The sequence below is a fragment of the Streptococcus marimammalium DSM 18627 genome, assembly GCF_000380045.1.
Taxonomy (GTDB): domain Bacteria; phylum Bacillota; class Bacilli; order Lactobacillales; family Streptococcaceae; genus Streptococcus; species Streptococcus marimammalium.
Genome location: NZ_KB904363.1, coordinates 18,622 through 34,405, shown reverse-complemented (window position 1 = coordinate 34,405; position 15,784 = coordinate 18,622). Strand labels below are relative to the sequence as shown.

General features: G+C 32.4%; 18 protein-coding genes and 1 pseudogene. 18 read left to right on the top strand and 1 reads right to left on the bottom strand.

Annotated elements, in window-relative coordinates; translation table 11 throughout:
- The 6 genes and pseudogenes from A3I1_RS0107620 to A3I1_RS0107595 form a co-directional block, all read left to right on the top strand.
- Positions 1 to 205: pseudogene (locus A3I1_RS0107620) on the top strand (IS30 family transposase); the annotation flags it as partial.
- Positions 206 to 386: 181 nt separating this feature from the next.
- A complete protein-coding gene (gene rsmD, locus A3I1_RS0107615) occupies positions 387 to 926 on the top strand; it encodes a 16S rRNA (guanine(966)-N(2))-methyltransferase RsmD (RefSeq protein ID WP_018370690.1) in 540 nt (179 codons plus the stop codon).
- Positions 916 to 1,416 carry a pantetheine-phosphate adenylyltransferase gene (gene coaD / locus A3I1_RS0107610; protein WP_018370689.1) on the top strand — a complete coding sequence of 167 codons (501 nt, stop codon included), beginning with the start codon at positions 916 to 918 and terminating at the stop codon, positions 1,414 to 1,416. The genes rsmD and coaD overlap by 11 nt, the downstream gene beginning before the upstream one ends.
- The gene (locus A3I1_RS0107605) at positions 1,394 to 2,434 is read left to right on the top strand and encodes a SepM family pheromone-processing serine protease (RefSeq protein ID WP_018370688.1); all 1,041 of its coding nucleotides are present in this window, start codon (positions 1,394 to 1,396) and stop codon (positions 2,432 to 2,434) included. The genes coaD and A3I1_RS0107605 overlap by 23 nt, the downstream gene beginning before the upstream one ends.
- A gap of 197 nt (positions 2,435 to 2,631) precedes the next feature.
- Positions 2,632 to 3,225: a YutD family protein gene (locus tag A3I1_RS0107600; RefSeq protein ID WP_018370687.1), complete on the top strand. Its 594-nt coding sequence runs from the start codon at positions 2,632 to 2,634 to the stop codon at positions 3,223 to 3,225.
- A 65-nt stretch (positions 3,226 to 3,290) separates the two neighbouring features.
- Positions 3,291 to 3,812 (top strand): VanZ family protein, encoded by a 522-nt coding sequence (locus A3I1_RS0107595; RefSeq protein ID WP_018370686.1) that lies wholly within the window; start codon positions 3,291 to 3,293, stop codon positions 3,810 to 3,812.
- Between the two features lie 38 nt (positions 3,813 to 3,850).
- Here A3I1_RS0107595 and A3I1_RS0107590 read toward each other — a convergent pair whose 3' ends face one another.
- A complete protein-coding gene (locus tag A3I1_RS0107590) occupies positions 3,851 to 4,363 on the bottom strand; it encodes an A24 family peptidase (RefSeq protein WP_018370685.1) in 513 nt (170 codons plus the stop codon).
- 110 nt (positions 4,364 to 4,473) lie between these two features.
- On the opposite strand from A3I1_RS0107590, the gene A3I1_RS0107585 reads away from it, so the two are divergent.
- The 12 genes from A3I1_RS0107585 (at position 4,474) to A3I1_RS0107530 (ending at position 15,700) form a co-directional block, all read left to right on the top strand.
- Positions 4,474 to 5,007 carry a Dps family protein gene (locus tag A3I1_RS0107585; protein ID WP_018370684.1) on the top strand — a complete coding sequence of 178 codons (534 nt, stop codon included), beginning with the start codon at positions 4,474 to 4,476 and terminating at the stop codon, positions 5,005 to 5,007.
- A gap of 120 nt (positions 5,008 to 5,127) precedes the next feature.
- Entirely contained in the window at positions 5,128 to 5,337 is a 210-nt protein-coding gene (locus A3I1_RS0107580) for a YqgQ family protein (protein WP_018370683.1), read from the top strand.
- Positions 5,327 to 6,298, top strand: a complete 972-nt coding sequence (locus A3I1_RS0107575) for an ROK family glucokinase (RefSeq protein WP_018370682.1) — start codon at positions 5,327 to 5,329, stop codon at positions 6,296 to 6,298. The genes A3I1_RS0107580 and A3I1_RS0107575 overlap by 11 nt, the downstream gene beginning before the upstream one ends.
- Positions 6,299 to 6,307: 9 nt before the next feature.
- Positions 6,308 to 6,700 (top strand): rhodanese-like domain-containing protein, encoded by a 393-nt coding sequence (locus tag A3I1_RS0107570; protein ID WP_018370681.1) that lies wholly within the window; start codon positions 6,308 to 6,310, stop codon positions 6,698 to 6,700.
- Between the two features lie 186 nt (positions 6,701 to 6,886).
- A complete protein-coding gene (gene typA / locus A3I1_RS0107565) occupies positions 6,887 to 8,737 on the top strand; it encodes a translational GTPase TypA (protein WP_018370680.1) in 1,851 nt (616 codons plus the stop codon).
- A 22-nt stretch (positions 8,738 to 8,759) separates the two neighbouring features.
- The gene (locus tag A3I1_RS0107560) at positions 8,760 to 9,020 is read left to right on the top strand and encodes a DUF3165 family protein (RefSeq protein ID WP_018370679.1); all 261 of its coding nucleotides are present in this window, start codon (positions 8,760 to 8,762) and stop codon (positions 9,018 to 9,020) included.
- Between the two features lie 121 nt (positions 9,021 to 9,141).
- Positions 9,142 to 10,500, top strand: coding sequence for a UDP-N-acetylmuramoyl-L-alanine--D-glutamate ligase (gene murD, locus A3I1_RS0107555; RefSeq protein WP_018370678.1), 1,359 nt, complete (start codon positions 9,142 to 9,144; stop codon positions 10,498 to 10,500).
- Position 10,501: 1 nt separating this feature from the next.
- Entirely contained in the window at positions 10,502 to 11,578 is a 1,077-nt protein-coding gene (locus A3I1_RS0107550) for a UDP-N-acetylglucosamine--N-acetylmuramyl-(pentapeptide) pyrophosphoryl-undecaprenol N-acetylglucosamine transferase (protein WP_018370677.1), read from the top strand.
- Positions 11,579 to 11,589: 11 nt separating this feature from the next.
- A complete protein-coding gene (locus tag A3I1_RS08070; protein WP_018370676.1) occupies positions 11,590 to 12,873 on the top strand; it encodes a cell division protein FtsQ/DivIB in 1,284 nt (427 codons plus the stop codon).
- A 319-nt stretch (positions 12,874 to 13,192) separates the two neighbouring features.
- Positions 13,193 to 13,921, top strand: coding sequence for a metal ABC transporter ATP-binding protein (locus A3I1_RS0107540; protein WP_018370675.1), 729 nt, complete (start codon positions 13,193 to 13,195; stop codon positions 13,919 to 13,921).
- Positions 13,918 to 14,754: a metal ABC transporter permease gene (locus A3I1_RS0107535; protein ID WP_018370674.1), complete on the top strand. Its 837-nt coding sequence runs from the start codon at positions 13,918 to 13,920 to the stop codon at positions 14,752 to 14,754. The genes A3I1_RS0107540 and A3I1_RS0107535 overlap by 4 nt, the downstream gene beginning before the upstream one ends.
- A 1-nt stretch (position 14,755) precedes the next feature.
- The gene (locus A3I1_RS0107530) at positions 14,756 to 15,700 is read left to right on the top strand and encodes a metal ABC transporter substrate-binding lipoprotein (RefSeq protein WP_018370673.1); all 945 of its coding nucleotides are present in this window, start codon (positions 14,756 to 14,758) and stop codon (positions 15,698 to 15,700) included.
- Positions 15,701 to 15,784: the final 84 nt, after the last annotated feature.

Here is a 15,784-nt window from a genome sequence, read left to right as displayed (position 1 = left end):
CGCTCATGCTTACTCATCTCACGAACGTGGAACAAACGAGAATTTTAATGGATTACTTAGAGAGTTTGTGCCTAAAGGGATATCGCTACAGGAACTAACTCAAGAAGAATTAGATACCTATACACAAGCTATCAATGACAGACTGAGAAGAATACACAACTATCAGTCTGCAAAAAAACTGTTTGAGCTAGCTCAAACAGTATAAAAATTATTGACTTAGTCAGATGAATACTTTGTTGCACTTGACTTGACAATTGGGGAAAATAAATTTATTTAATTATGAGACAACATTTTTAAGCTGAATTTAATGCAATATGGTAAAATAATAATCAATAAAGGATTATCATTTGTCTATTCAAGTAATAATAGTATCAGGAGGTGCTGTTTTGAAAGTAATTGCTGGGCAATTTCGTGGAAGACCACTTATTACTCTTGATGGCAAAATCACGCGTCCAACTTCAGATAAAGTAAAAGGTGCTATTTTTAGTATGATTGGTCCATTTTTTGATGGTGGTAGAGCTTTAGATCTTTTTTCTGGGAGTGGTAGTTTGGGAATTGAAGCTGTTTCAAGAGGAATGTCAGAAGCTGTTTTGGTAGAAAAGAATTTTCGTGCTCAAAAAATCATTGCAGAAAACATCAAGATGACCAAAACTAAAAATAAATTGAAACTCTTAAAGATGGATGTTAAAAAAGCGCTAACTCAATTAAATGGTCAGTTTGATTTAGTTTTATTAGACCCACCCTACGCTAAAGAAGAGATTGTTAAGACGATTTATCAGCTTGAAGAATTAGGTCTACTTTCAAAAGATGTAATGATTGTCTGTGAGACAGATAAAGAGATTTTGTTACCAGAAGAAATTTGTGAATTTGGAATTTGGAAACAAAAAACTTATGGAATTAGTAAGGTAACCGTTTATGTCAGATAAAATAGGATTATATACAGGCACATTTGATCCAGTGACAACTGGCCATATTGATGTCATTAAAAGAGCAACAAAACTAGTTGATAAACTCTATGTTGGTTTATTTTATAATAAGGAAAAAGTGACTTTATTTTCTAAAGAACAAAGAGAAAAGATGCTTATTAATGCTTTGGTTGAATTTGATAATATTAAAGTGATAACATCTAGTAATACTTTAACTGTTGATGTTGCAAAAAAAATTGGTGCTAATGTATTGATTAGAGGAATAAGAAATTCTGAAGATTTGAATTATGAGATAGATCTTGAGTTTTTTAACCAGTATCTATCTTCAAATATTGAAACGATTTATCTCTTATCAAAGCCTGATTTACAGTCTATTAGCTCTAGTCGTGTGAGAGAATTATTACACTTTAATCAAGATATTTCTCGATTTGTCCCAAAAAGTGTCATAGAAGAATTGGAGAGAATAAGTGAAAACAATAAAACAATTTAAATGGTGGTTCGTTAGTTTTTTTACAGTATTATTTATCATAGGTGCAGTTACAATTCCTCTTCCCTATTATTTAGAAATACCTGGTGGTGCTTATGATATTAGAAATGTCTTAACTGTCAATGAAATAAATGATAGTGAAGAAGGTTCTTATAACTTTGTTGCAGTTACGGTAAGTCGTGCTAGTCTTGCACAGATTATCTATTCTTGGTTTACACCTTTTGCCGATATTACAAGCATTGAAGAAACAACAGGTGGCTACAGTCAAGAGGATTACTGGCGTATCAATCAATTTTACATGAAAACTTCACAAAATAGTGCTGTTTACCAAGCTTTAAAATTGGCTGGTAAAGAGGCTAAGTTAGATTACCAAGGAGTATATGTACTTAACGTTTCTGAGGATTCAACTTTTAAGAATATCCTCAATCTTGCTGACACTGTAACAGGTATTAATGGTAAAACCTTCAAATCTTCTCAAGAACTAATTAACTATGTAAGTAGTTTTAAGATAGGTGATGATGTAACGGTTCAATACATTTCAAATGGGATTAGTGAGAATGCTACTGGTAAAATTATTAAACTTGAAAATGGTAAAAATGGTATTGGTATTGGTTTAGTCGATCATACCGAGGTTAACACTAAAATTCCAATAACTTTTAATACAGAAGATGTTGGTGGACCTAGTGCTGGATTGATGTTTACACTTGATATTTATGACCAACTCATTGATGAGGATTTAAGGAAAGGCCGTATTATTGCAGGGACAGGAACCATTGAACAAGATGGGTCAGTGGGTGATGTTGGTGGTATAGATAAAAAAGTTGTTTCCGCAGATGAAATTGGTGCCAAAATCTTTTTTGTTCCAAATAATCCAATCACTGATGAACTCAAAAACATAAACCCCGATGCCAAAACTAATTATGAGGAGGCTTTAGAAACTGTTAAGAAATTAAAAACAGATATGAAAATTATTCCTGTTAAGACAATTGAAGAAGCTATTGCTTATTTAAGAACCCATTAAAACAAGACAAAATGCAGAAAAAAATTCTGTGTTTTGTTTTTATTAGAAATTTAATTCTTCAAAACAATTGCTGTAATGTTTTGTCTTCGCTTACAAAAAAAGAAAAATAGTGTATAATAAATAGGTTAAGAATAATAGATTCTTCTTAAAAAATGTTTTGGAAAACTAGCTAGAAAAATTAAAATGAAAGGAGAATTATGAGAAAAGAAATAGACCCTGAATTATTTAATTACAATAAATTTCCTGGACCTCAATTTGTGTCATTTGATGATATTGTGAAATCAGATGACATTCAGTTTACTATGCTCGAAAATTTTAAAAATGCTTTTGATACTACTACTTTTAGTCAACGTTTTTCAGAATTAATGTTAAAATATGACTATATTGTTGGGGATTGGGCTAGTGACCAACTTCGTCTAAAAGGTTTTTATAAAAATGATAAGAAAACAACTAGCACTTTAAAGATTAGTCGATTAGAAGACTATTTAAAAGAGTATTGTAGTTTTGGTTGTGCTTATTTTATTCTTGAAAACAAAGAACCAAAAGAAATGCCAAAAGAAGAATTTAAAGGACATCCTAGAAAACGTAAGCAAAGACGTAAAAATAATAATCATTCACAAAAATCATTGCATGAAAAAAATACTAATTCATCTATTGAAAAAAATAAGCGAAATGACTTTAAGAAAAAGAAAAAAATGACTAAGAAGCACACTAATAAACAAAAGACAGAAAAATCTTTCATCCAACATAATCAAAATTTTGTGATTCGTAAAAAAAATGATCATGAATAACTAATTAAGAACCACTGACTATAGTTAGTGGTTTTAGATATCAAAAATTATAAAAAGGAAAAAATATGAAGATTTTAAAAAAAGGATTTGATAGAAATTTTAATCCAAAACCGAGCTATCGTCTTTTTTTATTTTTTGGGGTCGGATTTTATATCCTCATTATTGGATTGCTTTGTTTTACACCTCAAATCAATATTTCAGGCTTTGAAACACCTGGAGTAGAACATTATGGTCGTGTTGTTGTTCTGTTAACCCCCTTTAATTCCTTGATTAATGCAAGTCAATCAAAAAATATTTGGGAATTTTTTTGGATTATTTTTCAAAATATAACTAATATTTTCTTACTCTATCCACTTATCTTAGGACTTTTATTCTTATTTCCTAAAATAAGAACAATTAAAAAAGTTGGTCGGTTAAGTTTTCTAATTAGTTTAGGAATTGAATTGACTCAAATCCTTTTAGATGTTTTGATAGATGCTAACCGAGTTTTTGAAATTGATGATTTATGGACTAACACTTTAGGAGGTCTGCTAGCACTTTTTACTTACCAATGGTTGAAGAAACAGTATCAAGAAGATAAAAAATAGTTGTCTTAGACAACTATTTTTTTATATTTATAATGGTATTAAAGAATAAGACAATATGCCAAGGTTAAAAAAGGAATAAAAGCGATAGGTTTGTTATTATTAAAGAGAATAACTAATATTCCTAAGAGGGATGATAGTTGAATTAACCAAGATAGCTGCCAAAAAGTCATTGTTAAACTAATCGTACTGAGATAAAATATGTCACCACTACCTATTTTAATATCACGATATTCGGCTAATAAAGCTATCAAAAATAATATAATTCCTATTGGTTTAATGGGATAAGCTATGAGTACTCCTAAGGTTGAAAATAGCCAGATGATTAAAGGATATTCCTGATAAAAAATATCATAAAAACTTAGTAATAAACTGACACTGATTATTGTAGTATGAGTGCTAGTGATGGTTATATTTGCCCATTTATAGGTTAAAGTTGAAAAAACTAATCCTAATAATAGTATTAATAAGCCTATTTTTTGTTTTAAAAGATTAGTTTTTTTAGTAGTTAATCCTTTTTGCCAATGTTGCCAATGCTTTTTGAAATAGTTCATATTTCTTTATTCGAAAAAATTGTTTAAAACAATCAAATAAGTTGCTTTTTCAGGTAGAAAACGATAAAATGATAATGTAAATAATAATAATTCTAAATAAGGAGAAAAAAATGACTACAATTAGTGTTGAAAATATCTATGCATCAATCGTTCATAATGTGACAAAAAAAGAAGGAGCAGGTGCTAATACCAAAACAAAAGCAGTTTTAAATCAAACTGTTGCTGATCTTTCAAAAGCAGCATCAATCGTTCATCAAATTCATTGGTATATGAGAGGAAGAGGTTTCTTACATCTTCATCCTAAAATGGATGAGTTAATGGATGGTTTAAATGAACATCTTGATGAAATTAGTGAACGTCTTATTACTATAGGTGGAGCACCATTTTCTACTCTTAAAGAATTTGATGAAAATTCTAAATTAGTAGAAACAGCGGGTTCTTTTGAAAAAACGATTGAAGACCACTTAAATCGCTTGGTAGATGTCTATAGCTATTTAGCAAATCTTTATCAAGTTGGACTTGATGTAACTGATGAAGAAGGTGATGATCCTTCAAATGATTTATTTGTTGCAGCTCAAGCTGATGCTGAGAAAACACTTTGGATGTTACAAGCAGAACTTGGTAATAAACCAGGAATTAGATAAAACTATTCACTAAAAAATAAACCTAGGATTTTTCCTAGGTTTTTTAGTCTGAACAATGCTGTACAGAAACCGATTGCATTACATCTTGAAAAAAAGAATTCTTTTTGATAGAATCAGTGTATGAAAACACTTTATGATGTCCAGCAGCTACTAAAACGTTTTGGAATTTTTGTGTATCTTGGAAAAAGACTTTACGATATTGAGATGATGAAAATTGAATTGGAAAATCTCTATAGTAATGCTTTAATTGAAAAAGAAGATTACCTAATTGCTGAGTTGATTTTAAGGCGAGAGCATAAAATAGAAGAGGAAAAAGAAAATGGCAAGTAAGTTATTAGGAATTGATTTGGGTGGGACTACGATTAAATTTGGTATTTTAACACTTGAAGGTGAAATTCAAGAAAAATGGGCCATTGAAACCAATATTTTAGAAGAAGGTAAACATATTGTTCCAGATATTGTTGCTTCCATTAAACACCGTTTGGAATTATATGGTTTAACTAAAGAAGATTTTATTGGTATTGGCATGGGTTCTCCCGGCGCTGTTGAACGTCAGATGAAAACAGTAACAGGAGCGTACAATCTTAACTGGTCAAAGACTCAAGAGGTCGGCTCAATAATCGAAAAGGAAATAGGTATTCCTTTTGCGATTGATAATGATGCTAATGTTGCAGCACTTGGAGAACGTTGGGTTGGCGCTGGTGACAACCATTTGGATGTTGTTTTTATGACTCTTGGTACAGGAGTTGGTGGTGGTATTATCGCTGATGGGAAGCTCATTCATGGTGTTGCTGGTGCAGGTGGTGAAATTGGTCATATGATTGTTGAACCTATCAATGGTTTTCTTTGTACTTGTGGTAGTCATGGTTGCCTTGAGACAGTAGCTTCAGCGACTGGTGTTGTTCGTGTGGCACGCCAATTGGCAGAAGCTTATGAGGGCGATTCAAAGATTAAACTTTTACTTGATAATGGTGAGGCAGTGACCAGTAAAGATATTTTTGCTGCTGCTGAAGTTGGCGATGCTTTTGCTAATAGTATTGTTGAAAAAGTGAGTTTTTATTTAGGACTTGCAGCAGCTAATATTAGTAATATTTTGAACCCAGATAGTATTGTGATTGGTGGTGGCGTATCTGCAGCTGGAGAATTTTTACGTTCTCGCATTGAAAAATACTTCAAAACATTTACCTTTCCCCAAGTTAAAGAATCAACTAAAATAAAAATAGCTAAACTTGGTAATGATGCTGGTATTATTGGTGCAGCTAGCTTAGCTAGTCAATTAATTGAAAAATAAGGGAGAATTATGGATAATAATATTGTGACAATTATACTTTGGATTGGTGTTATAAGTTTTATCGGTTGGACCATATGGAACTATTTTAGAATTAGACAAGCCTCTAAATTTATTGAGAATGAAGAATTTGCTTCTTTAATGAGAACAGGGCAATTAATTGATATTAGAGAGCCTTCTGTTTTTAAATGTGATCATATTTTGGGTGCTAGAAATTTTCCGATTGGGCAATTTAAATCCTCTTTATCAGCTTTAAGAAAGGATAAGCCAGTCTTATTATATGATAGTAATCGTAGTAAAGGTGTTGGTCGTGCGGTTATTGAATTAAAAAAAGCAGGGTACCAAGAGATTTATGTTTTAAAATTTGGTTATGACTATTGGGATGGTAAAAGGAAAAAAGGTTAAAGAGACTAAAGAATACAAAAAAACGAGGGAGACATATTTCCTTGTTTTTTTGATATTTGAAATTTGAAAGAGGCTCTAAAAGAGGTTTTATGATTTCTGAAAACATTTACAATAACCTTATCACTGTTATTTGAGTAAATTTATGGTATAATTCATGAGTTGAAATTAAAAGATACAGAGGATTATATGACCAAATTAAGAGAAGATATTCGTAACATCGCCATTATTGCCCACGTAGACCATGGAAAAACGACACTTGTTGATGAATTGTTAAAACAATCAACAACTTTAGATGCTAGAACTACTCTAGATGAACGAGTGATGGATTCAAATGATATTGAAAAAGAGCGTGGCATTACTATATTAGCAAAAAACACTGCTGTTTTATATAACGATACACGTATTAACATCATGGATACGCCAGGGCATGCCGACTTTGGTGGTGAAGTGGAACGTATTATGAAGATGGTTGATGGCGTTGTTCTAGTTGTTGATGCGTATGAAGGAACAATGCCTCAAACACGTTTTGTTTTGAAAAAAGCTTTGGAGCAAAATTTAATTCCCATCGTAGTTGTTAATAAAATTGACAAGCCGTCAGCCCGACCAACAGAAGTTGTTGATGAAGTTTTAGAGTTATTTATCGAACTTGGAGCTGATAATGATCAATTGGATTTTCCAGTTGTTTATGCTTCAGCTATTAATGGTACGTCATCTTTATCAGATGATCCTCATGCTCAAGAAAAAACGATGGCACCAGTTTTTGATACCATCATTAAGCATATTCCAGCACCAGTTGATAATTCAGATGAACCACTTCAATTTCAAGTGTCCTTACTAGATTATAATGATTTTGTTGGTCGTATTGGGATTGGTCGTGTCTTTAGAGGAGCTGTTAAGGTCGGGGATCAAGTAACTCTTTCAAAATTAGATGGCACTACAAAAAACTTCAGAGTGACAAAATTATTTGGTTTCTTTGGTTTAGAGCGTCGTGAAATTAAGGAAGCAAAAGCTGGTGATCTAATTGCGGTCTCAGGAATGGAAGATATTTTTGTCGGTGAAACAGTGACACCTACTGATGCTGTTGAACCGCTACCTATCCTTCATATTGATGAGCCAACTCTTCAAATGACCTTCCTAGTTAATAATTCCCCATTTGCAGGACGTGAAGGGAAGTTTGTCACTTCTCGTAAAGTAGAAGAAAGACTGTTAGCAGAACTACAAACGGATGTCTCTCTTCGTGTTGACCCAACAGATTCACCGGATAAATGGACTGTTTCAGGGCGTGGTGAATTACATTTGTCTATCTTAATTGAAACAATGAGACGTGAAGGTTATGAGCTACAAGTGTCACGTCCAGAGGTTATCATCAAAGAAGTTGATGGTGTTAAGATGGAACCGTTTGAGCGCGTGCAAATTGATACACCAGAAGAATACCAAGGTTCAGTCATTCAATCATTATCAGAACGTAAAGGTGAAATGATTGATATGCAATCTACCGGAAATGGGCAAACACGATTGATTTTTTTGGTGCCAGCTAGAGGTTTAATCGGCTACACTACAGAATTTCTATCAATGACACGTGGTTATGGAATTATGAACCATACTTTTGATAGTTATATGCCATTTGTTAGAGCAGAAATTGGTGGTCGTCATCGTGGTGCACTGGTATCTATTGATGCTGGTAAAGCCACAACTTATTCTATTATGGCTATAGAAGAACGAGGCACTATTTTTATTAATCCTGGAACAGAAGTTTATGAAGGAATGATTATCGGAGAAAATTCTCGTGATAATGACCTAACTGTTAATATTACTAAAGCAAAACAAATGACAAATGTTCGTTCAGCCACAAAAGATCAAACTGCTGTCATTAAAACACCACGTATTTTAACCCTTGAAGAATCATTAGAATTTTTAAATGATGATGAATATATGGAAGTAACACCAGAATCAATTCGTCTACGTAAGCAAATTCTTGATAAGAATCTTCGGGCCAAAGCTGCTAAGAAAAAGAAAAATTCAGAATCAGAAGAATAATTTTATTTAGGAGGAAAAATAGATGTTTTACTTGATAATTGCTATTTTGATTGTTTTGTATTACTTATTTGTTGCTTCTAAAACAATAAAAAACACGATGAATATGATTCTGATTGTAGCAATTGCTTCTTTTGCCGTTTTCGTTATAGGGATGGGTATTGTTAAACTAATTGAATCACCACCAGAAGTTTATGTGATATTAGTCATGTTGGTGATTGGTTTTTATATTGTAAAAGATGTGATTAAATTGTCAAGTAAAATAGAAACCAAAGATAGCTACTAGCTATCTTTTTAATCTGTCTAATATGAGAATATCGATATCGTTTTATTCATTTAATAGGTGTTGAAAAAGTCACTAATTAAAGGTAAAATAGAAACAACGTCAAGAATGAATGGGAAAGAAAATGAAACAAGTATCACAATTTATCAATCACAAAATTCTAGTATTGGGCTTAGCTCGATCAGGAGAAGCGGCAGCACGTTTATTAGTGAAATTAGGAGCCATTGTAACTGTAAATGATGCTAAGCCTCTTGAGGAAAATTCTAGTGCCAAATCTCTTTTAGAAGAAGGGGTTAGGGTAATTACTGGGCATCATCCTTTAGAATTATTAGATGAAGACTTTAGTCTTATCATTAAAAATCCAGGGATTTCTTACTCTAATCCTATGGTTCAGCTAGCCATAAGTAAAGGGATACCTGTATATACCGAGGTGGAATTAGCCTATTTAATTTCAGAAGCACCAATAGTTGGTATTACTGGTTCAAACGGCAAAACAACTACAACAACAATGATTGAACATGTTTTAAAAGAAGCAGGTCAATCACCTTATCTATCTGGAAATATTGGTTTTCCGGCCAGTGAAGTGGCACAATCCATTTCAAAAAATGATGTTCTGGTGATGGAATTATCAAGTTTTCAGTTGATGGGGATTAAAGAATTTAGACCTCATATTGCTGTAATAACAAATATTATGCCAGAAACACATTTGGACTATCACGGTTCTTTTGATGATTATGTTAAAGCTAAGTGGGCTATTCAAAAAGAAATGACAACTTCTGATTTTCTTGTTTTAAATGTTAATCAAGACATACAAAAAACATTAGCGAAGACCACAAAAGCAAAAGTAGTTCCTTTTTCAACACAAGAAATAGTTGATGGAGCTTATCTAAAAGAAGATAGTCTTTATTTTCGTGCTGAAAAAATCATGTCTGTTGCTCAATTGGGTGTTCCAGGGTTACACAACGTTGAAAATGCTCTAGCAACTATCGCCGTTGCAAAAATACTTGAAGTACCAACTCAAACGATTGCAAGGGTTTTATCGCATTTCGGTGGTGTAAAACATCGTTTGCAGTCTGTTGGTAGTATTGCGGGGATTTCTTTTTATAATGATAGTAAATCAACCAATATTTTAGCAACAAAAAAAGCCCTTTCTGGTTTTAATAATGAAAAACTTCTTCTTATTGCTGGAGGTTTAGACCGTGGTAATGAGTTTGATGAGCTGGTGGAAGATATTATTGGTTTAAAAGTCATGATTTTAATTGGAGAATCAGCACCTCGCATGATAAAAATAGCTCAAGAAGCAAATGTCCCATATATTCGTGCAAAAGATGTTAAAGATGCTACAAAAATAGCTTTTAAAATTGCAACTAATGGAGATACTATTTTACTTAGCCCAGCCAATGCTAGCTGGGATATGTATGATAACTTTGAAGTTCGTGGTGATGAATTTATCGCAACCTTTAATGAATTAAAAGGAGTTTAAAATGACTAAGCCCAAAATAGTCTTAACTGGTGGTGGAACAGTTGGCCATGTAACTTTAAATTTATTATTAATCCCACAGCTAATAAAAGATGGCTTTGAGGTTCATTATATTGGTGATAGAAATGGTGTAGAATTTGAACAATTACAACCATTCCAAGACCAAGTAATTTTTCATAGTATTGCAACAGGGAAATTGCGACGTTATTTTTCATGGCAGAATTTGGCAGATTTTTTTAAAGTTTTCTTTGGTATGCTTCAATCACTTCTTATTTTATTGAGAATAAAACCCAAAGCCTTATTTTCTAAAGGAGGGTTTGTTTCGGTCCCACCTGTAATTGCATCGAAACTTATCGGCATTCCTATTTATGTCCATGAATCTGATCTATCAATGGGACTTGCCAATAAAATTGCTTATAGACTAGCAACTTTAATGTATACCACTTTTGAACAAGAACATACCTCGGAAAAACTAAAACATATTGGAGCAATTACTAAAATTTCTCGAGAAAGATTAATACCAACATCAAAAATAACCACAGATGTAAAAGAGATGTTCGATCCTAAATTAAAAACGATTCTATTTATTGGAGGGTCTACAGGTGCTAGAGTCTTTAATGATTTTATCACAGCCAATCAAGAAGAATTGATCAAGCATTACAATATAATTAATATTTCTGGGAATAAAACACTTAATCAATTGAAGAAAAATCTTTATCGAATAGATTATGTCACAGATGCTTATGAATCATTGATGGCAATGGCAGATCTTGTCGTCACAAGAGGTGGGTCTAATACTATTTTTGAACTCTTAGCAATGAGAAAGCTTCATCTCATTGTTCCTCTTGGTAAAGAAGCCAGTCGAGGTGATCAATTGGAGAACGCTTCTTATTTTGAAAATAAGGGTTATGCTCTGCAATTGCCAGAACATCAGTTGTCGCTAATGCGATTTTATGAGCAAATAGAATTTCTTTTTGACCACAAAGAAACATTTATAAAAACCATGAAAAATAGTAAAGAAATAACATCAGTAGAAGATTTTTATCATATCTTGATGCAAGATATATCAGAAAAAAACTAAAGGAAAATAAAATGTCAAATAAGCAAAAGCCTTCTAAGAAAGAGGATGTTTTAACAGAATGGCAGAAAAAAAATCTTGAATTTCTCAAACGAAAACAAGAAAAAGAGAAATTAGAAGCAGAAAAACAAGAACGAGAATTACAAAAAAAGAAAGAAGAGATAGAAAAAAACAAGCTAAAACGAGAACAAGAAAAAGAACAAGACCAATCTCAAAATCTTTCTGATAAGAAAGAAGAAGGCTTAGCTGAAGAAATATTTACAGCTGAAGAAAAATTTGCAGACGAAGAGCTTGGTGAAAAACAAGAAATCTCTCAAGAAGTCTCATCGGAAGAAGAGAAGTCTGAGGATGAAGTGAAAATTACACTTCCCCTTAAAAAAGATGATATTCAAGTAAAAAAGTCAAAAGAAAATAGTCAAACAGCTCCCCCCAGAGTTCTCTTTGTTTTAGATGATAAAGTAAAAAAAGCTTTACCTATTTTAATCATTTTTTCAATCCTTTTGTTATTTTCTATTTTTATGATTACACCTTATAGTCAGAAAAAACAAATTTCTATAACAGGTATAACATATACTAATGAGGAAGTGATTTATGCTGCCTCTGGTATTAAAGATAGTGATTATATTTTATCTATACTCACCAATAAAAAACAGTTTGAACAAGCTGTTGTTAAGGGAGATCCATGGGTCAAAAATGCTAATATCAGTTATCAATTTCCTAATAAGTTTACGATAACTATTTCTGAATATCGTATTGTTGCTTATCAGCAGATTGAAGCAGGCTTTCAACCAGTATTAGAAACTGGAAGAATAATGCCAACTATCACCAAAGCTCAAATGCCTGAAGAATTCTTGTTAATTGAGCTTCTTCAACAAGAAGATGTCTCCTTATTAGTTAAAGAGTTAATGACATTAGATAGAGAGATTGTTGATAACATGGTATCTATTCAATTATCTAATTCATCTACTACAAAAGATCTTCTAGCTATCCAAATGAGAGATGGTAATAAAGTCAGAGTCCCTTTATCACAATTAGACGTCAAAATGCCTTTATATAATGACATTGCAAATCAAGTTCCAGGTGGAAGCATTATTGATATGGAGGTAGGTGTTTATGCAACAAGTGAGGAGTTAGAGATACTTTCAGATCAAATAAAAGCTGAAAATATTGCTAAAAAAGAAGAAGAAAAAGCTGCGGAAAAAGCCAAAGAAAAAGCTAACGAAGAAGCAGCAAATAAAGAAACTAATCAAGACGAATCTGTATCTGAAGAACCAAATGAGCCAACTATTAGTGAATAATGAAAAGACAACTTATGATAATGCACCCCAACGGTTAGACAGAAAAACTAACGGTTGGGGTGTTTTTTGAAATTAAATAATCACCATAAAATCATTTTATTTAAATGAGTGATATAGTATTTTAATGTAGGTGTAGGTTTGTTTTTAAGAATTACTTTGTTTTGAAACTTAGCTTGCGTTTTAGTCCTTCCAAAGAGTAATTATTTTAGTATCTATTTACTTAGTTTGTCTACTTTGTGACATCAAGTTGACGTTTTAAAAAAAGATAGGTATAATTAGGGTGATTGTAATTATTGTTAGCTCATTAAGGAGATTAATAATGATAATTATGGAAGATTTAACCGTTTCGTATGACGGAAACAATCTTGCTTTAGAACATCTTTCATTAACGATTGATAAACCAGGGATTATTGGGATTATTGGTCCTAATGGTGCTGGCAAATCAACAATGATGAAAGCGATGTTAAATCTTGTAGAACACGGAGGCCATACCAAACTAGACGGACAAGATAGCGCAAAAGTTTTAAAGAAAATAGCCTATGTCGAACAAAAAAGTCAAATTGATTTAAGTTTTCCTATGACTGTTAAAGAATGTGTGGGGCTTGGTTTATATAAAAAAATAGGATTATTCAAGTATCTTTCTAAGTCAGATTGGCAAGAAGTCATAACAGCTCTTCAACAAGTGGGATTAGAAGAATTTTTAGATAGACCAATTAATAGTCTATCTGGAGGTCAATTCCAAAGAATGTTGATTGCAAGATGCCTCATTCAAAAAGCGGATTATATCTTTTTAGATGAGCCATTTGTTGGTATCGACTCAGTCAGTGAAAATATCATTGTCGGTATTCTCAAAATGCTAAAAGATGAAGGGAAAACAATTTTAGTTGTTCATCATGATTTAAGTAAAGTTAACCAATATTTCGACCAACTGATTATTCTTGATCGCAAATTGATTGCTTATGGAGACGTTAAAGAAATTTATTCTATGTCTAACCTGAAGGCAGCTTATGGCGAATCAATTATCGTTGAGAGTGAGGTGAAGTCATGATTGAAAATTTTATTAATGGATTGCAATCTTACCATTTTTTACAAAATGCTTTAGTGACAGCTATTGTTGTTGGTATTGTGTCAGGAGCGGTTGGTTGCTTTATTATTTTAAGGTCCATGTCGCTCATGGGAGATGCCATCTCACATGCTGTATTACCTGGAGTTGCAATATCCTATATTTTTGGCATTAATTTCTTTTTAGGAGCAACGGTTTTTGGACTTATAGCTTCTATTATTATCACTTTTGTCAAGGAAAATAGTTCTCTCAAAGGTGATACGGCTATTGGGATTACATTTAGCGTCTTTTTAGCGTTAGGTATTATCCTTGTTAATGTTGCCAAAAGTTCTACCGACCTTTTCCACATTCTTTTTGGAAATATTTTAGCAGTCCAAGATAGTGATAAATGGTTAACAATTCTAATTTCTGCTATCGTTTTATTGGTCATCACTCTCTTTTTTAAAGAATTACAACTGACCTCATTTGATCCTGTTTTTGCAAAATCAATAGGAGTTAATGTTCAGTTTTATCATTATCTTTTGATGATTTGTTTAACGTTAGTAGCGGTGACAGCTATGCAAAGTGTTGGAACAATTCTAATTGTTGCTATGTTAATTACACCTGCAGCGACTGCTTATTTGTATACCAATAGACTAAAATATATGCTAATATTATCTTCGACCTTAGGAGCTAGTGCTTCAATTCTTGGTATCTTTTTAGGATATACCTTTAATATTGCCGTTGGTTCATGTATTGTCTTGACTTCCGCAGTGATTTTCATTATTTCTTTCTTTATTTCTCCAAAACAACAAATTTTTAGAAAGAGAAGAAGTTAACGTGATAAATAAAAAATTTTTAGGCTTCTTAGGAGCCTTAGTTGCAATTGTACTTTTAGTAGGATGCTCAACTAACAAAAAAGCTGATAAAGCAGCTGATACTAATGATAAAATTAGTGTTGTTGTTACAAACTCTATCTTAGCAGATATGACTAAAAACATTGCTGGAGATCTTGTGGATCTTCACAGCATTGTTCCAATTGGTCAAGATCCACATGAATATGAGCCTTTATCAGAAGATGTTCGTAAAACAACTGACGCAGATCTTATTTTTTACAATGGTATCAATCTTGAAACAGGTGGAAATGCTTGGTTTACAAAATTGATTGAAAATGCTGGTAAAAAAGAAAACGAAGATTATTTTGCAGCCAGTGATGGTGTCGAAATCATTTATCTTGAGGGAGAAAACGAAGAAGGAAAAGAAGATCCTCATGCTTGGTTAAGCCTTGAAAATGGTATCATCTACGCTAAAAACATCGGTAAACAACTTATGGAAAAAGATCCTGCTAATAAGGAAGCTTACCAAAAAAATCTGGATGCTTATGTTGAAAAATTAGAAACATTAGATAAAGAAGCAAAATCTGCTTTTGATGCTATTTCAGAAGATCGTAAATTGATTGTTACAAGTGAAGGTGCCTTTAAATACTTCTCAAAAGCTTATAATGTCCCATCAGCATATATCTGGGAAATTAACACTGAAGAAGAAGGAACACCTGAACAAATTACTACACTGGTAGATAAATTAAGAAAAACAAACCTTAAAGCTCTCTTTGTTGAAAGTTCAGTAGACCGTCGTCCAATGGAATCAGTATCTAAAGATACAAATATCCCAATCTATGCTGAAATTTTCACAGATTCTGTTGCTGAAGAAGGCGAAGATGGCGATTCATACTATGCGATGATGGAATGGAACCTAAAGAAAATTGCTGAAGGTTTAGGACAATAAAAAAAAGAAACAAAAATAAAGAAAACAAAGGTTAATACATAATTACAATACCTTTAAAAAGCGCTAGCCATTGCTAACGCTTTT

Excerpts from the sequence above, each read along its gene's own strand:
- A3I1_RS0107590 (WP_018370685.1), bottom strand. The coding sequence starts at position 4,363 with ATGAACTATTTCAAAAAGCATTGGCAACATTGGCAAAAAGGATTAACT.
- A3I1_RS0107580 (WP_018370683.1), top strand. The coding sequence starts at position 5,128 with ATGAAAACACTTTATGATGTCCAGCAGCTACTAAAACGTTTTGGAATT.
- A3I1_RS0107535 (WP_018370674.1), top strand. The coding sequence starts at position 13,918 with ATGATTGAAAATTTTATTAATGGATTGCAATCTTACCATTTTTTACAA.
- A3I1_RS0107575 (WP_018370682.1), top strand. The coding sequence starts at position 5,327 with ATGGCAAGTAAGTTATTAGGAATTGATTTGGGTGGGACTACGATTAAA.
- typA (WP_018370680.1), top strand. The coding sequence starts at position 6,887 with ATGACCAAATTAAGAGAAGATATTCGTAACATCGCCATTATTGCCCAC.
- A3I1_RS0107585 (WP_018370684.1), top strand. The coding sequence starts at position 4,474 with ATGACTACAATTAGTGTTGAAAATATCTATGCATCAATCGTTCATAAT.
- coaD (WP_018370689.1), top strand. The coding sequence starts at position 916 with ATGTCAGATAAAATAGGATTATATACAGGCACATTTGATCCAGTGACA.
- A3I1_RS0107595 (WP_018370686.1), top strand. The coding sequence starts at position 3,291 with ATGAAGATTTTAAAAAAAGGATTTGATAGAAATTTTAATCCAAAACCG.
- A3I1_RS08070 (WP_018370676.1), top strand. The coding sequence starts at position 11,590 with ATGTCAAATAAGCAAAAGCCTTCTAAGAAAGAGGATGTTTTAACAGAA.
- A3I1_RS0107540 (WP_018370675.1), top strand. The coding sequence starts at position 13,193 with ATGATAATTATGGAAGATTTAACCGTTTCGTATGACGGAAACAATCTT.
- A3I1_RS0107560 (WP_018370679.1), top strand. The coding sequence starts at position 8,760 with ATGTTTTACTTGATAATTGCTATTTTGATTGTTTTGTATTACTTATTT.
- A3I1_RS0107600 (WP_018370687.1), top strand. The coding sequence starts at position 2,632 with ATGAGAAAAGAAATAGACCCTGAATTATTTAATTACAATAAATTTCCT.
- murD (WP_018370678.1), top strand. The coding sequence starts at position 9,142 with ATGAAACAAGTATCACAATTTATCAATCACAAAATTCTAGTATTGGGC.
- A3I1_RS0107570 (WP_018370681.1), top strand. The coding sequence starts at position 6,308 with ATGGATAATAATATTGTGACAATTATACTTTGGATTGGTGTTATAAGT.
- A3I1_RS0107550 (WP_018370677.1), top strand. The coding sequence starts at position 10,502 with ATGACTAAGCCCAAAATAGTCTTAACTGGTGGTGGAACAGTTGGCCAT.